This is a genomic window from Nonomuraea sp. NPDC048916 (assembly GCF_040649575.1).
Lineage (GTDB): Bacteria > Actinomycetota > Actinomycetes > Streptosporangiales > Streptosporangiaceae > Nonomuraea.
On record NZ_JBEZFS010000039.1, the window covers coordinates 49,282 to 65,055 of the forward strand.

Annotated in this window: 18 protein-coding genes; 7 read left to right on the plus strand and 11 right to left on the minus strand. The window is 70.8% G+C overall.

Annotated elements, in window-relative coordinates; genetic code table 11:
• The first annotated feature begins 30 nt into the window (after positions 1-30).
• The 3 genes from AB0C16_RS32220 (at position 31) to AB0C16_RS32230 (ending at position 2,268) form a co-directional block, all read left to right on the plus strand.
• Positions 31-669: a sigma-70 family RNA polymerase sigma factor gene (locus AB0C16_RS32220; protein ID WP_357688460.1), complete on the plus strand. Its 639-nt coding sequence runs from the start codon at positions 31-33 to the stop codon at positions 667-669.
• 71 nt (positions 670-740) lie between these two features.
• Positions 741-1,382 (plus strand): DUF5667 domain-containing protein, encoded by a 642-nt coding sequence (locus AB0C16_RS32225; RefSeq protein WP_357688462.1) that lies wholly within the window; start codon positions 741-743, stop codon positions 1,380-1,382.
• Between the two features lie 22 nt (positions 1,383-1,404).
• Positions 1,405-2,268, plus strand: a complete 864-nt coding sequence (locus tag AB0C16_RS32230) for an HAD-IB family hydrolase (RefSeq protein WP_357688464.1) — start codon at positions 1,405-1,407, stop codon at positions 2,266-2,268.
• A gap of 72 nt (positions 2,269-2,340) precedes the next feature.
• Here the strand turns inward: AB0C16_RS32230 and AB0C16_RS32235 are convergent, their stop codons facing one another.
• The 8 genes from AB0C16_RS32235 to AB0C16_RS32270 form a co-directional block, all read right to left on the minus strand.
• Positions 2,341-3,381, minus strand: coding sequence for an LCP family protein (locus AB0C16_RS32235; RefSeq protein WP_357688466.1), 1,041 nt, complete (start codon positions 3,379-3,381; stop codon positions 2,341-2,343).
• A 2-nt stretch (positions 3,382-3,383) separates the two neighbouring features.
• Entirely contained in the window at positions 3,384-3,965 is a 582-nt protein-coding gene (locus AB0C16_RS32240; RefSeq protein ID WP_357688468.1) for a sigma-70 family RNA polymerase sigma factor, read from the minus strand.
• 87 nt (positions 3,966-4,052) lie between these two features.
• Entirely contained in the window at positions 4,053-4,952 is a 900-nt protein-coding gene (locus AB0C16_RS32245; RefSeq protein ID WP_357688470.1) for a lysophospholipid acyltransferase family protein, read from the minus strand.
• Positions 4,949-5,944, minus strand: a complete 996-nt coding sequence (locus AB0C16_RS32250) for an NAD-dependent epimerase/dehydratase family protein (RefSeq protein ID WP_357688472.1) — start codon at positions 5,942-5,944, stop codon at positions 4,949-4,951. The genes AB0C16_RS32245 and AB0C16_RS32250 overlap by 4 nt, the downstream gene beginning before the upstream one ends.
• A gap of 22 nt (positions 5,945-5,966) precedes the next feature.
• Positions 5,967-6,065 carry an AURKAIP1/COX24 domain-containing protein gene (locus AB0C16_RS32255; RefSeq protein ID WP_018654693.1) on the minus strand — a complete coding sequence of 33 codons (99 nt, stop codon included), beginning with the start codon at positions 6,063-6,065 and terminating at the stop codon, positions 5,967-5,969.
• A gap of 177 nt (positions 6,066-6,242) precedes the next feature.
• A complete protein-coding gene (locus AB0C16_RS32260) occupies positions 6,243-6,446 on the minus strand; it encodes a helix-turn-helix domain-containing protein (RefSeq protein ID WP_043629748.1) in 204 nt (67 codons plus the stop codon).
• A gap of 312 nt (positions 6,447-6,758) precedes the next feature.
• The gene (locus AB0C16_RS32265) at positions 6,759-7,541 is read right to left on the minus strand and encodes a phosphatase (RefSeq protein ID WP_357688474.1); all 783 of its coding nucleotides are present in this window, start codon (positions 7,539-7,541) and stop codon (positions 6,759-6,761) included.
• An 11-nt stretch (positions 7,542-7,552) separates the two neighbouring features.
• A complete protein-coding gene (locus AB0C16_RS32270) occupies positions 7,553-8,716 on the minus strand; it encodes an acetoin utilization protein AcuC (protein WP_357688476.1) in 1,164 nt (387 codons plus the stop codon).
• Between the two features lie 119 nt (positions 8,717-8,835).
• On the opposite strand from AB0C16_RS32270, the gene AB0C16_RS32275 reads away from it, so the two are divergent.
• The 4 genes from AB0C16_RS32275 (at position 8,836) to AB0C16_RS32290 (ending at position 12,345) form a co-directional block, all read left to right on the plus strand.
• Positions 8,836-9,963 carry a histidine kinase gene (locus AB0C16_RS32275; RefSeq protein ID WP_357688478.1) on the plus strand — a complete coding sequence of 376 codons (1,128 nt, stop codon included), beginning with the start codon at positions 8,836-8,838 and terminating at the stop codon, positions 9,961-9,963.
• Positions 9,960-10,637 (plus strand): response regulator transcription factor, encoded by a 678-nt coding sequence (locus tag AB0C16_RS32280; protein ID WP_357688480.1) that lies wholly within the window; start codon positions 9,960-9,962, stop codon positions 10,635-10,637. Before AB0C16_RS32275 ends, AB0C16_RS32280 begins: the two co-directional genes overlap by 4 nt.
• Before the next feature lie 80 nt (positions 10,638-10,717).
• Positions 10,718-11,608 carry an ABC transporter ATP-binding protein gene (locus AB0C16_RS32285; RefSeq protein ID WP_357688482.1) on the plus strand — a complete coding sequence of 297 codons (891 nt, stop codon included), beginning with the start codon at positions 10,718-10,720 and terminating at the stop codon, positions 11,606-11,608.
• Positions 11,605-12,345 (plus strand): ABC transporter permease subunit, encoded by a 741-nt coding sequence (locus tag AB0C16_RS32290; protein WP_357688484.1) that lies wholly within the window; start codon positions 11,605-11,607, stop codon positions 12,343-12,345. The genes AB0C16_RS32285 and AB0C16_RS32290 overlap by 4 nt, the downstream gene beginning before the upstream one ends.
• 91 nt (positions 12,346-12,436) lie before the next feature.
• On the opposite strand, the gene AB0C16_RS32295 is transcribed toward AB0C16_RS32290, so the two are convergent.
• From AB0C16_RS32295 to AB0C16_RS32305, 3 genes are read right to left on the minus strand one after another with little or no spacing between them, the layout of a single operon-like run.
• Positions 12,437-13,621: an ABC transporter permease gene (locus AB0C16_RS32295; protein WP_357688486.1), complete on the minus strand. Its 1,185-nt coding sequence runs from the start codon at positions 13,619-13,621 to the stop codon at positions 12,437-12,439.
• Positions 13,618-14,409, minus strand: a complete 792-nt coding sequence (locus AB0C16_RS32300; protein ID WP_357688488.1) for an ABC transporter ATP-binding protein — start codon at positions 14,407-14,409, stop codon at positions 13,618-13,620. The genes AB0C16_RS32295 and AB0C16_RS32300 overlap by 4 nt, the downstream gene beginning before the upstream one ends.
• Positions 14,406-15,770: an HlyD family efflux transporter periplasmic adaptor subunit gene (locus AB0C16_RS32305; RefSeq protein WP_357688490.1), complete on the minus strand. Its 1,365-nt coding sequence runs from the start codon at positions 15,768-15,770 to the stop codon at positions 14,406-14,408. The genes AB0C16_RS32300 and AB0C16_RS32305 overlap by 4 nt, the downstream gene beginning before the upstream one ends.
• Between the last annotated feature and the right edge of the window lie 4 nt (positions 15,771-15,774).

A 15,774-nucleotide genomic window follows, 5' to 3' on the forward strand; every position in this document is an offset into this window, starting at 1 on the left:
CGCCGCACCCCTTACCCGTAGGGATACCGGATGCCTGACTCGTGGCCGTTCGCCGGGCTGCTCACTCCAGCGGTCGCTGGCCCCGCCCGGACGACCGAGCCTGCTGTGCGCGAAGAGATGCCCGACGACCTTCGTACGCTGGTGTTACATGCCAAAACCGGCGACTCGGAGGCTTTTGGCACGCTCTATGACCGCTATGTGGATCTGGTCTATCGCTACATCTATTTCCGGGTGGGGTCGCACCCGCTCGCGGAGGATCTCACGAGTGAGACGTTCCTGCGGGCGTTGCGTCACATCACCGATTTCACCTGGCAGGGGCGCGACTTCGGCGCCTGGCTGGTGACCATCGCGCGCAACCTGGTGGCCGACCATTTCAAGTCCGGGCGCTACCGGCTGGAGATCCCGACGGGCGAGGTGATCGACGTCCCGCTCGACGGGCCGCACATCCCGGAGAACGCCGTGGTCACGGCGATCATCAACGACCGGGTCCTGCGAGCGGTCCGCGATCTCAATCCCGACCAACAGGAGTGCGTGGTCCTGCGTTTCCTGCACGGGCTGTCGCTGGCGGAGACGGCATTGATCATGGGGAAGAAGAGTGGAGCGATCAAAGCGCTGCAGTTCCGTGCGATCCGTGCACTCGCCAGGGCTCTCCGTCACGACCTCGCGTAACCTCCCGCAGTATCCCTTCGTTAGGCATGTGTCACAGCAGGATCTTTTTCCGGGGGCGTCAGGGAGCGGTCATGGGTAGGTCGCGCAGATCGCGCGAGAAGGTGCTGGATCAACTCACGGAGCTGCGGAGGCTCCCTCTGGGCGGCAGACCGGCGGCCGCCTTCCGCGATCGGCTCCGCCGCGAGCTCCTGTCGGGCCCTCCCGCTCCCGAGCCGGCGCCGCGGCCCGCGCGCCGCGGACACCGCCGCCCGCCGCGGCGGATCTCCTGGTTCTCCCAGGTGTCCACGCTGGGACTGGCGGCGGCCATGATGCTGTCGGCCTTCGCCACCTACCAGGCGGTGCCGGGCGACACGCTGTATCCGCTCAAGCGCGCCGCGGAGAGCACGCTGGTCCGGCTCAGCAACGACGACGTCGAGCGGGCCGAGCGCGAGCTCGACTCGGCCAAGAACCGCGCGGCCGAGGTCGCCCAGCTCCTCGGCTCCACGGGCGACGGGCCGCTGGTCACCAAGACGCTCCAGGACATGGAGGACTCGACCCGCTCGGGCATCAGCAGGCTGGAGCGGGCGGAGCCGCGCTCCCCCAAGATCGACTCCTTCGCCAAGGACCAGCGCGACATGGTCGAGCCGATGCTCGAGCAACTGAACGAGGTGCACCAGGACCAGGCCACCGGTTACCTGGATTACATCGAAGGTCTCGTAGCCCCTTCTGGGTAAGCTGACGCACATGTGGCGGCTAATGCGACGACGGCACCAGGCAGAAGCGGAGATCGCCGGAGAGGCCGCGGCGGCGGCGGCCGTGACGGCGCCGCCGGCCGAGCCCGACCTGCAGGCGGCGGCCTTCTTCGACGTCGACAACACGATGATGCGCGGCGCCTCCATCTACCACTTCGCCAGAGGGCTCGCCACGCGCGGCATGTTCACCACCTCCGACCTGTTCAAGTTCGCCGTCGGCCAGGCGGTGTTCCGGCTGCGCGGCAACGAGAACCCCGACCACATCGCGGTCGCCCGCGAGACCGCGCTGGCCTTCGTCGCCGGCGCCAAGGTCGACGACGTCGTACGACTCGGTGAGGAGATCTACGACGAGGTGATGGCCGACCGCATCTGGGGCGGCACCCGGGCCCTCGCGCAGAGCCATCTCGACGCCGGCCAGCGGGTCTGGCTGGTCACCGCCACACCCGTCGAGCTGGCCAGGGTCATCGCCCAGCGGCTCGGCCTGACCGGAGCGCTCGGCACCGTGGCGGAGAGCACCGACGGCGTCTACACCGGGCGGCTGGTCGGCGACCTGCTGCACGGCCCGGCCAAGGCCGAGGCGGTGCGGGCACTGGCCCGCAGGGAGGGCCTCGACCTCACCAGGTGCACCGCCTACAGCGACTCGGCCAACGACCTGCCCATGCTCTCGCTGGTCGGCCACGCGGTGGCCATCAACCCCGACAGCGAGCTGCGCGAATACGCCAGGCAGCAGAGCTGGCCGGTCAAGGACTTCCGCACCGGCCGCAAGGCGACGCTGGCCGCGCTGCCGATCGCCGCGGGCGTGGGCGCGGTGGCCGGGGGCGTCGCCGCGGGCATGGCGCTCCGCAGGCACTACCGCTCCACGCAGTAGGCCGCGCAGCGCCCTGTCAGCGGTCTCGGGGTGTTCCGGCCCGATCAGGCGACCCACTCCGCGGCTGATCGTCTAATGAGACGACTTCAGCCTCTCGAAGAGCCTGTCCGCCTCCGGCTGCTTCCACTGGATCCGGTGGGGGTCATCAGGATGGGGAAGCCACGGCACCGTCAGGAAGCTCACCTCGGCCTTCGACAGGCTCCTGGCCAGCTCGTACATCGACTCCATGTCCAGATCGGTCTTCACGGACCTGCCCACCTCGCCGAGGAACGCGTTGAGTTTGGCGGGCTCGACCACCTGACTCCGCACCTTCTCCAGCATGGCCAGCATGAGCTGCTGCTGCCGCTTGATGCGCTGGATGTCGGAGCCGTCGCCGTAACGCCGCAGCCGGACGAAGCCGAGAGCCTGCTCACCGTTGACCAGGCTCCTGCCCGCGGGCAGGTCGAGCTTCGACGCCTTGTCGTTCACGGCCGTCGGCAGGGTGACCTCCACGCCGCCGAGCGCGTCCACCATGCCCTTGAACCCGGCGAAGTCCACCTCCACCGAGTGGTCGATGGTCAGTCCGGTCAGCTGCTCCAGCGTCGCGCCGAGACACGCGGCTCCGCCCTTGTCGTACGCGGAGTTGATCATGGCGGTCGTGGCGGGTGCGGAGGAACAGCGCGGGATCGGCACCAGCGAATCGCGGGGGATGCTGACCGCGGTCGCCTTCTTCCTGCCGGCGGACAGGTGGACGAGCACGATGGTGTCCGCCCGCTTGCCCGCGTTGCGCCTGGCCGCCTGGGGGCCGTACGCCGCGTTGCCGGGACCTTCCAGGGTGTCCGAGCCGATCACCAGCACGTTGCGCGCGCCCGACACGTCCGCGACGCGCGCGCCCGCCGGGGGCGCGGCCGTGTGGCGGACGCTGACCAGCACGGACGGCACCGCCACCACGGCGGCGGTGGTCACGGCGACGAGCCCGGCCGCCCACCAGCCGGCCCATCGGCCGGTCCATCGGCGGGTCAGCCGGCGCCGCGACCCACCCCGCAGCATGCGCTCGCGCTGCCGGACCATCGTCGCGGGCGGCCGGCTCTCCAGCTCCCTGCCGAGATCGCGGAGCATCCTCAGGTCGTCCATCGTCACTCCTCCTCGATCATCGGGTTGGTGTCACCGAGAGCCGCGCGTACCTTCCGCCTGCCCCTGTTGAGGCGGGAGCGCACGGTCCCGACCGGGATTCCGAGCGCCCGCGCGACCTCCTCGTACGTCAGATCACCCCAGGCGATCAGCAGCAGGACGTCACGGTCCTTGGCCGGGAGCGCCGCGAGCGCGCTGACCAGAACCGGGCGTGAGGCCCGCGCCGTCACCCCGGCGGCCACCCGGTCGGCCGGAGACTCCACGTGCCCGTCGACCGGCGCCCGCAGCAGCGCGCGATAGCGGGCCGCCTCGGTGCGGTGGTGGCGGGACATGAGCTTGGTGAGGATGCCGAAGAGCCACGGCCTGGCGTCGGTGTAGGCCAGGTCGTAGCTCCTGCGGCGGGAGAAGGCGACCAGGAACGTCTCGCCGACGAGGTCTTCGGCGGGTTCGGGGCCGAGCCGCTTGGAGACGTACCTGTAGAGCATGGCGGAGTAGCGGTCGAACAGCTCGGCGAACGCCTCCGGCTGGGTCCAGGAGGCGCTGACGAGGTCGGCGTCCGCGTCCCTGGTGGCGGGTTGCGTGATCATCTCCGCCCTTCTGTGGGGGGAAGTCGGTCACGCATGTCTCGCCACAACCCGTCGTACGGGTTCACGGCTCGTCCGGATCGGGCCCGGTCAGAGGAACGGCGGGAACGCGTGACCGCGGCGCAGCCGCAGCTCGTTGAGCATCTGCTGGACGACCTCGCGGACGTGGTCGGTGAGGTTGAACACCACCATCGGATCGTCGGCGGCCGACGGATCGTACTCGTCGGTGCGGATCGGCTCGCCGAACTCGATCAGCCACTTCGACGGCAGCGGCACCAGCCCGAGCGGGCCGAGCAGGGGGAAGAACGGGGTGATCGGCAGGTAGGGCAGCCCGAGCATCCTGGCCAGGAACGCCAGGTCGCCGATCTTGGGATAGATCTCCTCGGCCCCCACGATGGCGGTGGGCACGATCGGCACGCCCGCGCGGATGGCCGAGGCCACGAACCCGCCCCGGCCGAACCGCTGCAGCTTGTAGCGCTCGGAGAACGGCTTGCCCACGCCCTTGTAGCCCTCGGGGAACACCCCGACCAGCTCGCCCTTGCGCAGCAGCCGGTCGGCGTCCTCGGGGCAGGCCAGCGTGTGGCCGGTCTTGCGCGACAGGTGGGCGAGCACGGGCAACTGGTAGACGAGGTCGGCGCCGAGCAGCCGGAGCGGCCTGCCCACCTCGTCGTGCAGCGCCACCTGCATCATCAGCGCGTCGACCGGCAGGGTGCCGGAGTGGTTGGCCACGATGAGCGCGCCGCCCTCCTCGGGCACGTGCTTCAGCTCGGACGTCTCGACCCTGAACCAGTGGTGGTAGAGCGGCCGGATCAGCTCCAGCAGCACCTTGTCGGTGAGCTCGGCGTCGTAGCCGAACTCGTCGACCTCGTAGTCGCCGCTGATCCGCCTGCGGATGAAGGCCAGCGCCCTGGCCATGGGATCGGGCTCGTCGTAGGAGGGCGCCGCGCTGATCGGGATCACGCGTGCGTCTTCGTCCTCGGGAACACTCACCGCCGAGCACCTCCGAACGGATGCAGCCCGCGCGAGCGCAGGAAGTCCTCGAAGGCCGCGCCGGTCGTGAACTTGGGCTTCCAGCCCAGCTCGGACTCCAGCCTGCCGGAGTCGACCGCGCGGCCGTGGCTCATCAGCCGCACCTGCTCGGGCGAGTAGTCGACCAGCCCCACCCGGCGTACGACGTCGCCGAGCGTGCGGAAGACCGGCGCGAACAGCGGCAGCGACGCCCGCCCGGCCCGGCGCGCGCACTGCGACAGGAGCAGCACACCTGCCCCGGCCACGTTGAACGTGCCGGGGTGATCTTCCTTCGCCATCCGCCGGAACACCTCGACCGCGTCGTCCTCGTGGACGAACTGCAGGCGGGGGTCGAAGCCGAACACGGTCGGCAGCACCGGCTGGGTGAAGTAGCGGGTGAGCGGCGAGTCGACGCCGGGACCCATGAAGTTGGCGAAGCGCAGCAGCGACACGGCCACGTCGGGACGGCGGCGCGCGAAACCCCGCACGTAGCCCTCGACCTCGGCCGCGTCCTTGGCGTAACCGTGGACGGGGCCGTCGTGCGGCTCCATGTCCTCGGTGAACACCGCTGGGTTCCTCGGCGAGGAGCCGTAGACCGCGGTGGTCGAGCGCACCACCACGCGCCGCACGGTCGCCGACCGCTGGCAGGCGCCGAGCAGCTGCATGGCTCCGATGACGTTGTGCTCTTTCATCAGTGCCCGGCCGGTGCCCCTCGACGGAGCGCTCACCAGGCTCATGTGCACAACGGTGTCGATGTCCGCGGCCGCGATCACCTGGGCGATGTCGGGGCTGCGAAGATCCACCCGGACGAACTCCGTCCGGCCCAGAGAGACGCCGCCATCTCGCGTCAGCGAGGGCGGCGGCACGGTGTCGACTCCTATGACGCGGCTGACGTCCGGGTCCGCCGCGAGAACGCTCGCCACCCGGGCGCCTATGTGGCGCGAGACCCCGGTGACTAGCACGGTGTGGGTCATCAGCGCCTCACAGCTGCGTCTGTTACTTCTTGTTACGCCGCTGGATGCGCGTCTTCTTGAGCAGCTTGCGGTGCTTCTTCTTGGCCATCCGCTTGCGGCGCTTCTTGATCACAGAGCCCACGGGACCCCCAGGTACTGGTAGCAAGGCTGAAATCGATGTGCGAGCGCACACCGGATCACAGACTACCGGCGATCCATGGTAGATCGCCCCTTGGGGTGAGAGCCCGGCCGCGTCGCGCCGGCCGGACCTCTCCCGCGACGGTATTCACGGCGTACGGTCCACGCCGCTACTCCAGCATCAACCTGCCTCGATGTAGGCCTCCCGGAGATAGTCGTGGACCGCCTGCTCAGGCACCCTGAACGACCGGCCTACTCGTATCGCCGGCAGCTCGCCAGAGTGCACCAGCCGGTACACGGTCATCTTCGAGACCCGCATGACCGTGGCCACTTCCGCCACAGTCAGGAACTTCACCTCGCTGAGAGGTCTTTCGCCTGCAGCCATCGGACGCCTCTTCCGCACGTGTTTCCGGGTTATCCCCACTGGTGCCATTGCTCACGCACGTGTACTGCCGTCAGCGTAAGTCGGGACTCCGAGTGCGCAAACCCCCTAGTTTCTCAGTTCGCGGAGCCACCTGTCAGCCAGACCAACGAAATCGCTGGCCAGCAGCCTGGCCGAGCACCTCGCCGACACGTTGGAACTGTCCAACATGTCACACATAAGAGTCGCCCAGGCCCCATCAAAAGTTGGCAAAGGGACTGCGAGCCTCTTGGAATGCAGGCGCGAAAAGACGGTATCGGGAGGACCGAATATGACTCAAAGGGCTCGTGAGACGCGTGTGACCAGACGGTCGGTCAGCGGCCCGTAATAGCGGGGTAGCACGTTGTCGTCCAGGGGCACGACCACGTCGAGCTTCCCCTCCGCCTCTCCCAGGAAGAGCCCCGGATCGTTGCTGTCGGCGAAGCCCACCGTGGGCACTCCGGCCTCACCCGCCGCTCCCGCCCACCCGTGGTCGGCGATCACCAGGTCGGGCAGCAGGTCGCCGAGCTCGCTCAGCATCCGTTCCATCGGAGCCGAGTCGTGGGTGTGCACGAACCCGCCCTTGTCGTCGAGCATCGCGACGTCGTCGAGGTAGCGGATCCGGCGCCGGCGGCCGAACCCCGAGCCCGAGTAGGCCCAGCCCTCGGCGGGCGTCAGCAGCGTGGCTCCGCGCGCGGCGGCGAACCTGGCCAGCGGCTGGTGAATGGCCAGCAGGCCGGTGGGGTGGCCGGTGGCGAACAGCAGCCTGGGCTGGTCGCGCGACAGCGCCGCGGCGATGCGGTCGGCCATGGCGTCGAGCGCGTCGATCGTCCGCTCGGGGTCGATGGTGTCCTGGCCCCAGCGGTGGTCGGGATCGGCGATCACACCGGCCGACTTGACCATCGTGGCGAGGATGTCGCGGTAGGACCACGGCTGCTCGAAGGTGAGACCCAGCATGTAGTAGGGGTCGTGGTTGGCCAGCGAGCTGTAGTGGTCGAGGTTGTTCTCCCGGGGGGTGGCGACGTCACCGGCGATGCGGGTACGGATCAGGTGCTCGCGGAGTTGGTCGCGGCTCAGCACAGCTTTCCTCGCTAGGGCATCGGGTCGAGGCCGTGCAAAGGGAAGACCGCGTTTCGGGTCGCCATGATCGCACGGTCTATAGGGTCCGCAGGGTCATAACCGCTGGACATATCACGAAATTCCGGATTACGGCCGTCGGTCATCGTGAGCGGTGGCATCTCCCCCGTACGTTCCCTGGCCAGCCGCCGCCAGTCGTGGCTGGTCGGAGTGGCCGGATCGAGAGGATGCCCCGCGACCTCGGCGATCAGGTGGGTCCAGGCCCGGGGCACCACCTGGACGAGCTCGTAACCACCACCGCCGGTCACGATCCAGCGCCCTCCGGCCGTCTCGTGGGCCAGCCGGTGCAGGGCGGCGTAGGAGGCTCGCTGGCCGTCGAGGCTGAGCATCAGGTTGGCGAGCGGGTCGAGCGCGTGGCTGTCGCAGCCGTGCTGGGTCACCAGGATCTCCGGCGCGAACTCACGCAGCAGCGGCGGCACCACCGCGTCGAAGGCCCGCAGCCAGCCCGAGTCGCCGCAGCCCGCAGGGAGCGCCACGTTGACCGCCGTGCCGTCGGCGCCGGTCTCCGAAGGGAACCCGGTGCCGGGGAACAGCGTGCGCGGGCTCTCGTGCAGGCTGATCGTCAGCACCCGCGGGTCGTCGTAGAACAGCGCCTGCACGCCGTCGCCGTGGTGCACGTCGACGTCGACGTAGGCGATCCGGCTCGTGCCCTGGGCGAGCAGCCAGGCGATGGCCAGCGCCGGGTCGTTGTAGACGCAGAAGCCGCTGGCCACGGACGCCATCGCGTGGTGCAGACCGCCGGCCACGTTGACCGCGTGCTCGGCCGTGCCCTCCCAGACCGCGCGGGCGGCGGCCAGCGAGGCGCCGGCGATCAGCGCGGACGCTTCGTGGACCCCCGCGAACGCCGGATTGTCGGGAGTGCCGAGGCCCACCGAGAGATCGGGGGCCCCCGTCGCGGAGACCCCCTTGACCGCCTCGATGTAGCCGCGCTTGTGCACCATGGCCAGCTCGTCGTCGCTCGCGGGCGCGCAACCGGCCAGCTCGACCTTGTCCAGCACGCCCAGCTCGCGCGCCAGCGCCATCGTCAGCTCCACCCTGACGGGAGCGAGCGGGTGGCTGGGCCCGAAGTTGTACGCGGTCAGGGCGTCGTCCCAGATGACCCGTGCCGTCCGACTCATGCGTGCTCCCGTCCCTCGCCCTCAGGGGCGACGTTACCGCAGCGTCAACTGCGGCCGTCCACACGGGAAGGCCGGTCACCCGAGCGAAATATGGCTACCTTTCCGCGTAAGGTCTGCTCATGCGCTTGGTGCGTCGCGTCACGACGGCATGGCGTTTCCTCATGCGCCCGCGGATCTTCGACACCACGATGGTCGTCGTGCTGGTCGGCGTCGCCTGCGCGGGGATGATCTCGGTGTTGCTTCAGGGCCACCGGGACGTCGCCGCCGGTGCGGCGCTCTTCATCGTCACCTCGCTCCCCCTTCTCGTACGGCGGAGCAGGCCGGTCCCCGTCACGGCGATCGTCGTCACGCTCGACATCCTCGGCACGGGCTTCGGCGTCATCACGGCCAACAGCCTGCCCGGGGCCATCGCCCTTTACAGCGTGGGCCGCTACACCCCGGGCCGGACGGCCGCGCTCACCGCGGGGCCCGCCGCCCTGGCGTACGGCGCGGCGTCCCAGCTGGCCACGCCGGGCCCCGGGGCCCTGGTGCCGGCCGTCGTCTACGTCCTGGTGTTCGTCGGCGTGGGCCAGCTCGTCAGGGCCCGCGCCGAGCTCGGGGAACGCGAGCGACGCGAGGCGGCCGACAACGCGGTCCGCGCCGAGCGGCGGCGCATCGCCAGGGAGCTGCACGACGTCGTGGCCCACCACCTCAGCGTGATCAACGCCCTGGTCGGCGGCGCCAGGGCCACGCTTCCGCCGGGACACGAGGTCACCCGGGAGGCGCTGGCCGGCGCCGAGGGGACGGCCCGCCAGGCGCTGGCGGAGATGCGGCAGCTGCTCGACGTGCTCAGGGCCGACGGCGGCGACGGCGCCGACGCCGCGACCGGGGTCGGCGCCGCCCGGCTGTCGGCGCTGGTCAAGGAGGCCATGACGGCCGGGCTGCCGGCCAGCCTGACCGTGACCGGCGAGGTGACCCCGCTGCCCACGGCCGTGGATCACGCCGTCTACCGCATCGTGCAGGAGGCGCTGACCAACACGCGCAAGCACGCCTCGGGCGCGCGGGCCAGCGTCCTGCTGACCTACCGGGCCAAGGCGGTCGAGGTCGAGGTGGTCGACGACGGATCCGCCGAGCCGGACGGCGTGCCGGGATTCGGGCTCAGCGGCATGGCCGAGCGGGTGGCGCTGTGCGGCGGGGAGCTGCACACGGGCCCGCGCCCGGAGGGCGGCTTCCGGGTGCACGCCCGCATCCCGCTGGAGCAGTCGTGATCACGGTGCTGCTGGTGGACGACCACGCGCTGGTGCGGATGGGCTTCAGGCTGATGCTCGACGCCCAGCCGGACCTGAGCGTGGTCGGCGAGGCCGGCGACGGCGCCGAGGCGGTCGAGCTGAGCCGGCGTCTGCGGCCCGACGTGGTGGTGATGGACCTGCACATGCCCGGCCTCGACGGCGTGCGCGCGACCGAGCTGATCACCGCCGAGCTGCCCGGCGTGCGGGTGCTGGCGCTGAGCACGTTCGACCTCGACGAGAACGTGGTGGCCGCGCTCAGGGCGGGCGCCGGCGGGTTCCTGCCCAAGGACGTCTCGCCGGAGGAGCTGGTCGAGGCCGTCAGAGTGGTGCACCGAGGCGAGTCGGCCGTCGCGCCGCGCCTGCTCACCCGCCTGATCGGCACGTTCGTCCGCGCCTCACGACCGGAGCGGCCGGCGCCCCCCGCCGGGCCGGACGGGTGGGACGGGCTGACCGAGCTGACCGAGCGCGAGCGGGAGATCCTGGTGCTGATCGCGCGCGGCAGGTCCAACGGCGAGATCTCCGGCGAGCTGGGCGTCTCACCGTCGACCGTGAAGAACCACGTGACGAACCTGTTCGCCAAGATCGACGTCAGGGACCGGGCCCAAGCCGTGATCGTCGCCTACGAGGCGGGCCTGATCACCCCTGGAGAGTAGGACCGGGGTCCCAGAGACACGCCTCCCGAACGGTTCTCCAGCACGACGAAATCGACGATCATCACGGCCATGCTGGAGTCATGACCGCGATTCGGGCAACGAACCTGACCAAACGCTACGGCCGGACCGTCGCCGTATCGGACCTGTCCTTCGACGTCGAGCCCGGCCAGGTGACCGGGTTCCTCGGGCCCAACGGCGCCGGAAAATCCACCACCATGCGCATGATCCTCGGCCTCGACCGGCCCTCCGGCGGCACGGTGCTCGTGGACGGGAAGCCGTACCAGGAGGTGCGGCACCCGCTGCGCAAGGTCGGCGCGCTGCTGGACGCCAAGGCCGTGCACGGCGGCCGGAGCGCCCGCAACCACCTGCTGGCCATCGCCCAGAGCAACCGCATCCCCGCGAACAGGGTCGAGGAGGTGCTGGAGATGGTCGGGCTGCGCGAGGTGGCCAGGCGGCGCATCGGCGGCTTCTCCCTCGGCATGTCGCAGCGCCTCGGGATCGCCGCCGCGCTGCTCGGCGACCCGGAGATCCTGCTCTTCGACGAGCCGGTCAACGGGCTCGACCCCGAGGGCATCCTGTGGATCCGCACGTTCATGCGCCAGTTGGCCGCCGAGGGCCGCACGGTCTTCGTCTCCAGTCACCTGATGAGCGAGATGGCCCAGACCGCCGACCACCTGGTGGTGATCGGCCGCGGCAGGCTGATCGCCGACACCAGCGTGGAGGAGTTCATCGGGCGCAGCTCGCAGGGCTACGTGCGGGTACGCTCGCCGCGCCTGGACGAGGTGGCGGAGCTGATCAAGATCGGTGAGCCGCACGCCGGCCACCTGCGCGTGACCGGGATGACCCCGCTCGAGATCGGCACGATCACCGCACGGGCGGGACTGCCGCTGGAGGAGCTGACCTTCGTCCAGCCCTCGCTCGAAGCCGCCTACATGGAGCTCACCAAGGACAGTCTGGAGTTCTCGTCATGATGGAGATCCTCAATTCCGAATGGACCAAGATGCGCTCGGTCCGCTCGACCGTGTGGACCCTGGCCACCACGGCGCTGCTGATGCTGGGCATCGGCATCCTGCTGTCGATCGCGGTGGCCGGCTCCGCCGACGGGCCCGTGGACGCCATGGACGCCACCCGGATCAGCCTGGCCGGCCTGACGTTCGCCTCGCTGGCCATCGCCACGCTGGGCGTGCTGGTCGTCTCCAGCGAGTATCGGACCGGCTCCATCCGCACCTCGCTGATGGCCGTGCCCAAGCGGCTGCGGCTGCTCTCCGGCAAGATCGTCGTCTTCACCGCGGTGGCGCTGGTCGTCTGCATGGCCTCCTCGTTCGCCACCTTCGTCATCGCGCAGGCGATCCTCGACGGGCCCTCGCTCGGCGACCCCGGCACGTTGCGGGCCGTCACCGGCACCGGGCTCTACCTGACGGCGTCGGGACTGTTCGGGCTGGCGCTCGGCACCCTCGTACGGCACACGCCCGGCGCGATCGTGGCGGCCATCGGCCTCATCCTCGTGCTGCCGCAGCTGACGAGGATCCTGCCCGGCGAGTGGGGCGCCGCCGTGCACAACCACTTCACCTCCAACGCCGGCCTGCAGGTCGCGATGCCGGTGGCGGAGAACCCGCTCGGCCCGTGGAGCGGGTTCGGCGTCTACCTGGCCTGGATCGCGGTCACCCTGGTCGTCGCGGCCGTCCTGATGCGACGGCGGGACGCGTGACCGCTCGGCGTCACCCCGGCATCCCCGGCTCCTCGGCGCCACCCCGGCATCACCCCGCCTCCTCGGCGTCACCTCAGGCATCTCCCCGGCGTCATTCGGCGCGGAGGGCGATGACGGGGTCGAGCCGGCCGGCCCGCCGCGCCGGGGCGACGCCGAAGAACACGCCCACCGCGACCGACACCCCGAAGGCCAGCGCGATGGACCACCAGGTGATCGAGGCGGGCACCTCGGTGAGCGACCTGATGGTCAGCGCGCCGCCGACGCCCAGCGCGATGCCGATCACGCCGCCGATCGTGGTCAGCAGCACCGCCTCGATGAGGAACTGGGCCAGCACGTCACGCTGCCTCGCGCCGAGCGCCTTGCGCAGCCCGATCTCGCGGGTCCGCTCGCGCACGCTGACCAGCATGATGTTGGACACCCCCACCCCGCCGACGAGCAACGAGATGCCCGCGATGGCGGCCAGCACCCCGGTGAGCATGCCGAGGACACTGCCGATCGTGCCCAGCAGCTGGGTCTGGGTGACGGCGGAGAACTTCTCCCCCGGATACCTTTCGACGAGCGCGGCCACCACCCGCTCCTGCAACCGCTCGATCTCGTCGGGTCCGGAGGCGCCCACCGCGAGCCCGTTGACCCGGTCGATGCCGAGCATCCGCTGCGCCGTCGTCACCGGGACGTGCACCTCCTGGTCACGCGAGAGCCCGAACGTCTGGCCGACCGTCGCGTAGACGCCGACCACCCGGAACCTGGCCCCCGAGATCGACACCTGGCGGCCGATCGGGTCGATGTCGCCGAACATCGTGGTCGCCACCTCCGCGCCGAGCACGGCCACCCGGCGCCGGGTGTCGACGTCGGTCTCGCTCAGCGTGCGGCCCTTGGCGAGCGGCCGCTGGAAGATGTTGGTGAGGTTCTGGTCGGTGCCGATGATCGTGACGAACGCCTCGGTACGGCCCACCCGTACGGTCTCCCCCGACTGGAGCGAGACCGTCACCTTGGCCGGGTCGCCGACCACGCGGCGCACGTAGGCCACGTCGGCCAGGCTCAGCCTGCTCTGCGTCGGCGCCGCGCCCACACTGAGCTGGCCCGGCACCACCAGGATGATGTTGGTGCCGAGACCGGAGATCTGCTTCTCGACCGCGTCCTTCGCGCCGGTGCCGACGGCCACCAGGATCACCACGGCCAGCACGCCGATGATGACGCCGAGCATGGTGAGGACACTGCGCAGCCGGTTGACCCGCAGCGCCTCCAGCGCCATGGCGAACGCCTCGCGCCCCCTCATGTTCGTGGCCTCACTTCGTTCGGCGGCTCGGTCGCTGGGATCCGCCGCCTTCCCTCGTCGCTCTGGTCGCTCCCGGCACTCCTCGGTTCAGGCGACGGCGCTCCCTCGCGGGTGTCGAGCTCGATGAGCCCGTCGCGGACGTGGATCTGCCGCCTGGCGTGAGCCGCGATCTCCGGCTCGTGCGTGACCAGCACCACGGCCACCCCGGCCTCGCCGTTGAGCCGGTCGAGGATGGCCATCACCTCGGCGCCGTTGCGGGTGTCGAGGTTGCCGGTGGGCTCGTCGGCCAGCAGCACCTTGGGCTCGCCCACCAGCGCCCGGGCGATGGCCACCCGCTGCTGCTCACCGCCGGACATCTGCGACGGCCGGTGCTCCATCCGGTGACCGAGCCCAACGGACTCCAGCGCCTCCTTCGCCCTGGCGCGCCGCTCGGCCCTGCCGATGCCCCGGTAGACCAGGGGCAGCGCGACGTTGTCCAGCGCCGTGGTCCTGGCCAGCAGGTGGAAGGACTGGAAGACGAAGCCGATGGTCCGGTTGCGCAGCTCGGCCAGCTCGGTGTCGGACAGGCCCGACATCTCCACCCCGTTCACCCGGAGCACGCCCGAGGTGGGCCGGTCGAGGCAGCCGAGCAGGTGCATGAGCGTCGACTTGCCGGAGCCGGACGGGCCGATGATGGCGACGAACTCGCCCTGGTCGATCCGGAGCGAGACTCCGCGCAGCGCCTCGACGGTCACGCCGTCGAGCTGGTAGCGCCGGGTGAGATCGACCGCTTCGATCGCGGGTGTCATGACAGGCTCTGGCCCTGCCGTACCGAGTCGGCGCCCTTGACCACGATCCGGTCGCCGACCGACAGCCCTGCGAGCACCTCGACCACCGCCTCGCCCTGGGCGCCCAGCTTGACCACGCGGCGTTCGGCCACGCCGTTCCGGTCCAGCCAGACCACACTCTCGCGCCCGCTGGTGACGATCGCCGAGGCGGGGGCGGCGATGGCCGACGGCGACTCCCGGACGGTCAGCCGCGCCACCGCGCTCATCCCCGGCTTGGGGGTGGGCGCCTCGGCGCCGTCGTCGAAGGCGCCGGCGCCGAGCGAGAGCTGCACCGGATAGCTCACGCCGCCGGTCGTGCCCTCCTTGGGGGTGACGCCGATGCCGGTCACGCGGGCCGTGTAGGCCGCGCCGGGCACCGCGTCGAGCTCGGCCGTGGCCCTGGTGCCCTTCTTGACCAGCAGGACGTCGGTCTCGTCGATGTCGGCGGACAGCGTGAGCCTGGAGATGTCGGTGACGGTGACGATCGAGTCGCCCGCCGACACGGGCACGCCGGTCGCCACCGGGCTGCCGCCGCCGGAGTCGCTGGAGGGAACCGAGGGCAGTTGCCGGCCGCCGCCGGGAAGCCCGCTGAGCAGACCGCTGAGATCGCCCGTGCCGCCACCGCCCGACGCGCGGCCGAGCGTGACCACCCCCGCGAACGGCGCCTTGACCGTGAGCGACTTGACCGTGCCCTCGGCCGCCCTGACCGCGGCCTTGGCCTGCGAACCGGACGCCGCCTGGAGGGACGCCATCGAGGAGGTCAGCCCGCCGAGCCCGCTGGTGACCCCGGACAGCACGCTGTTGATCGAGCGGTTGAGCTGCGCGGTGATCGACGCCAGGGCCCTGGTCTGCGCCCGGTGCTGGGCCTGGGCCAGGTCGATCGCGCTGAGCAGCTGCTCGCGGGCCTGGGCGTCGCGGATCTTCTTCGCCTCCTTGCGCGCCCGGGCGAAGTGCTTGCGCACCTTGGCGTCGAAGGCCCTGGTGTCGAAGGAGGCGAGCCGGACCGTGGGGCGGCCGATGCTCGGGGTGGCCGGGGAAGCCAGCTTGGCCGCCGCGCGAGCCTGCTTGAGCTGGTCCTCGGCCTGGGGCGAACGGATCTTGACCAGCGTCTGGCCCTTGGCGACCTGCTGGCCTTCGCGGACGTACAGCTTGGCGATCGTGCCCTGGGCGGGCGAGCGCAGCGTCGCCGTGGCACGGGCGCCGATCGTGGCCGGAGCCTCGACGACCTCGGTGACCGGGGCGCGCCCGACCGTGGCGAGTTGGATGGCGGCCGGCTCTTCGGTGGTGCAGCCGGTGAGAGCGAGTAAGACGAGCAGCGGGGGGATACCGCGACGAATCGTCACCCGA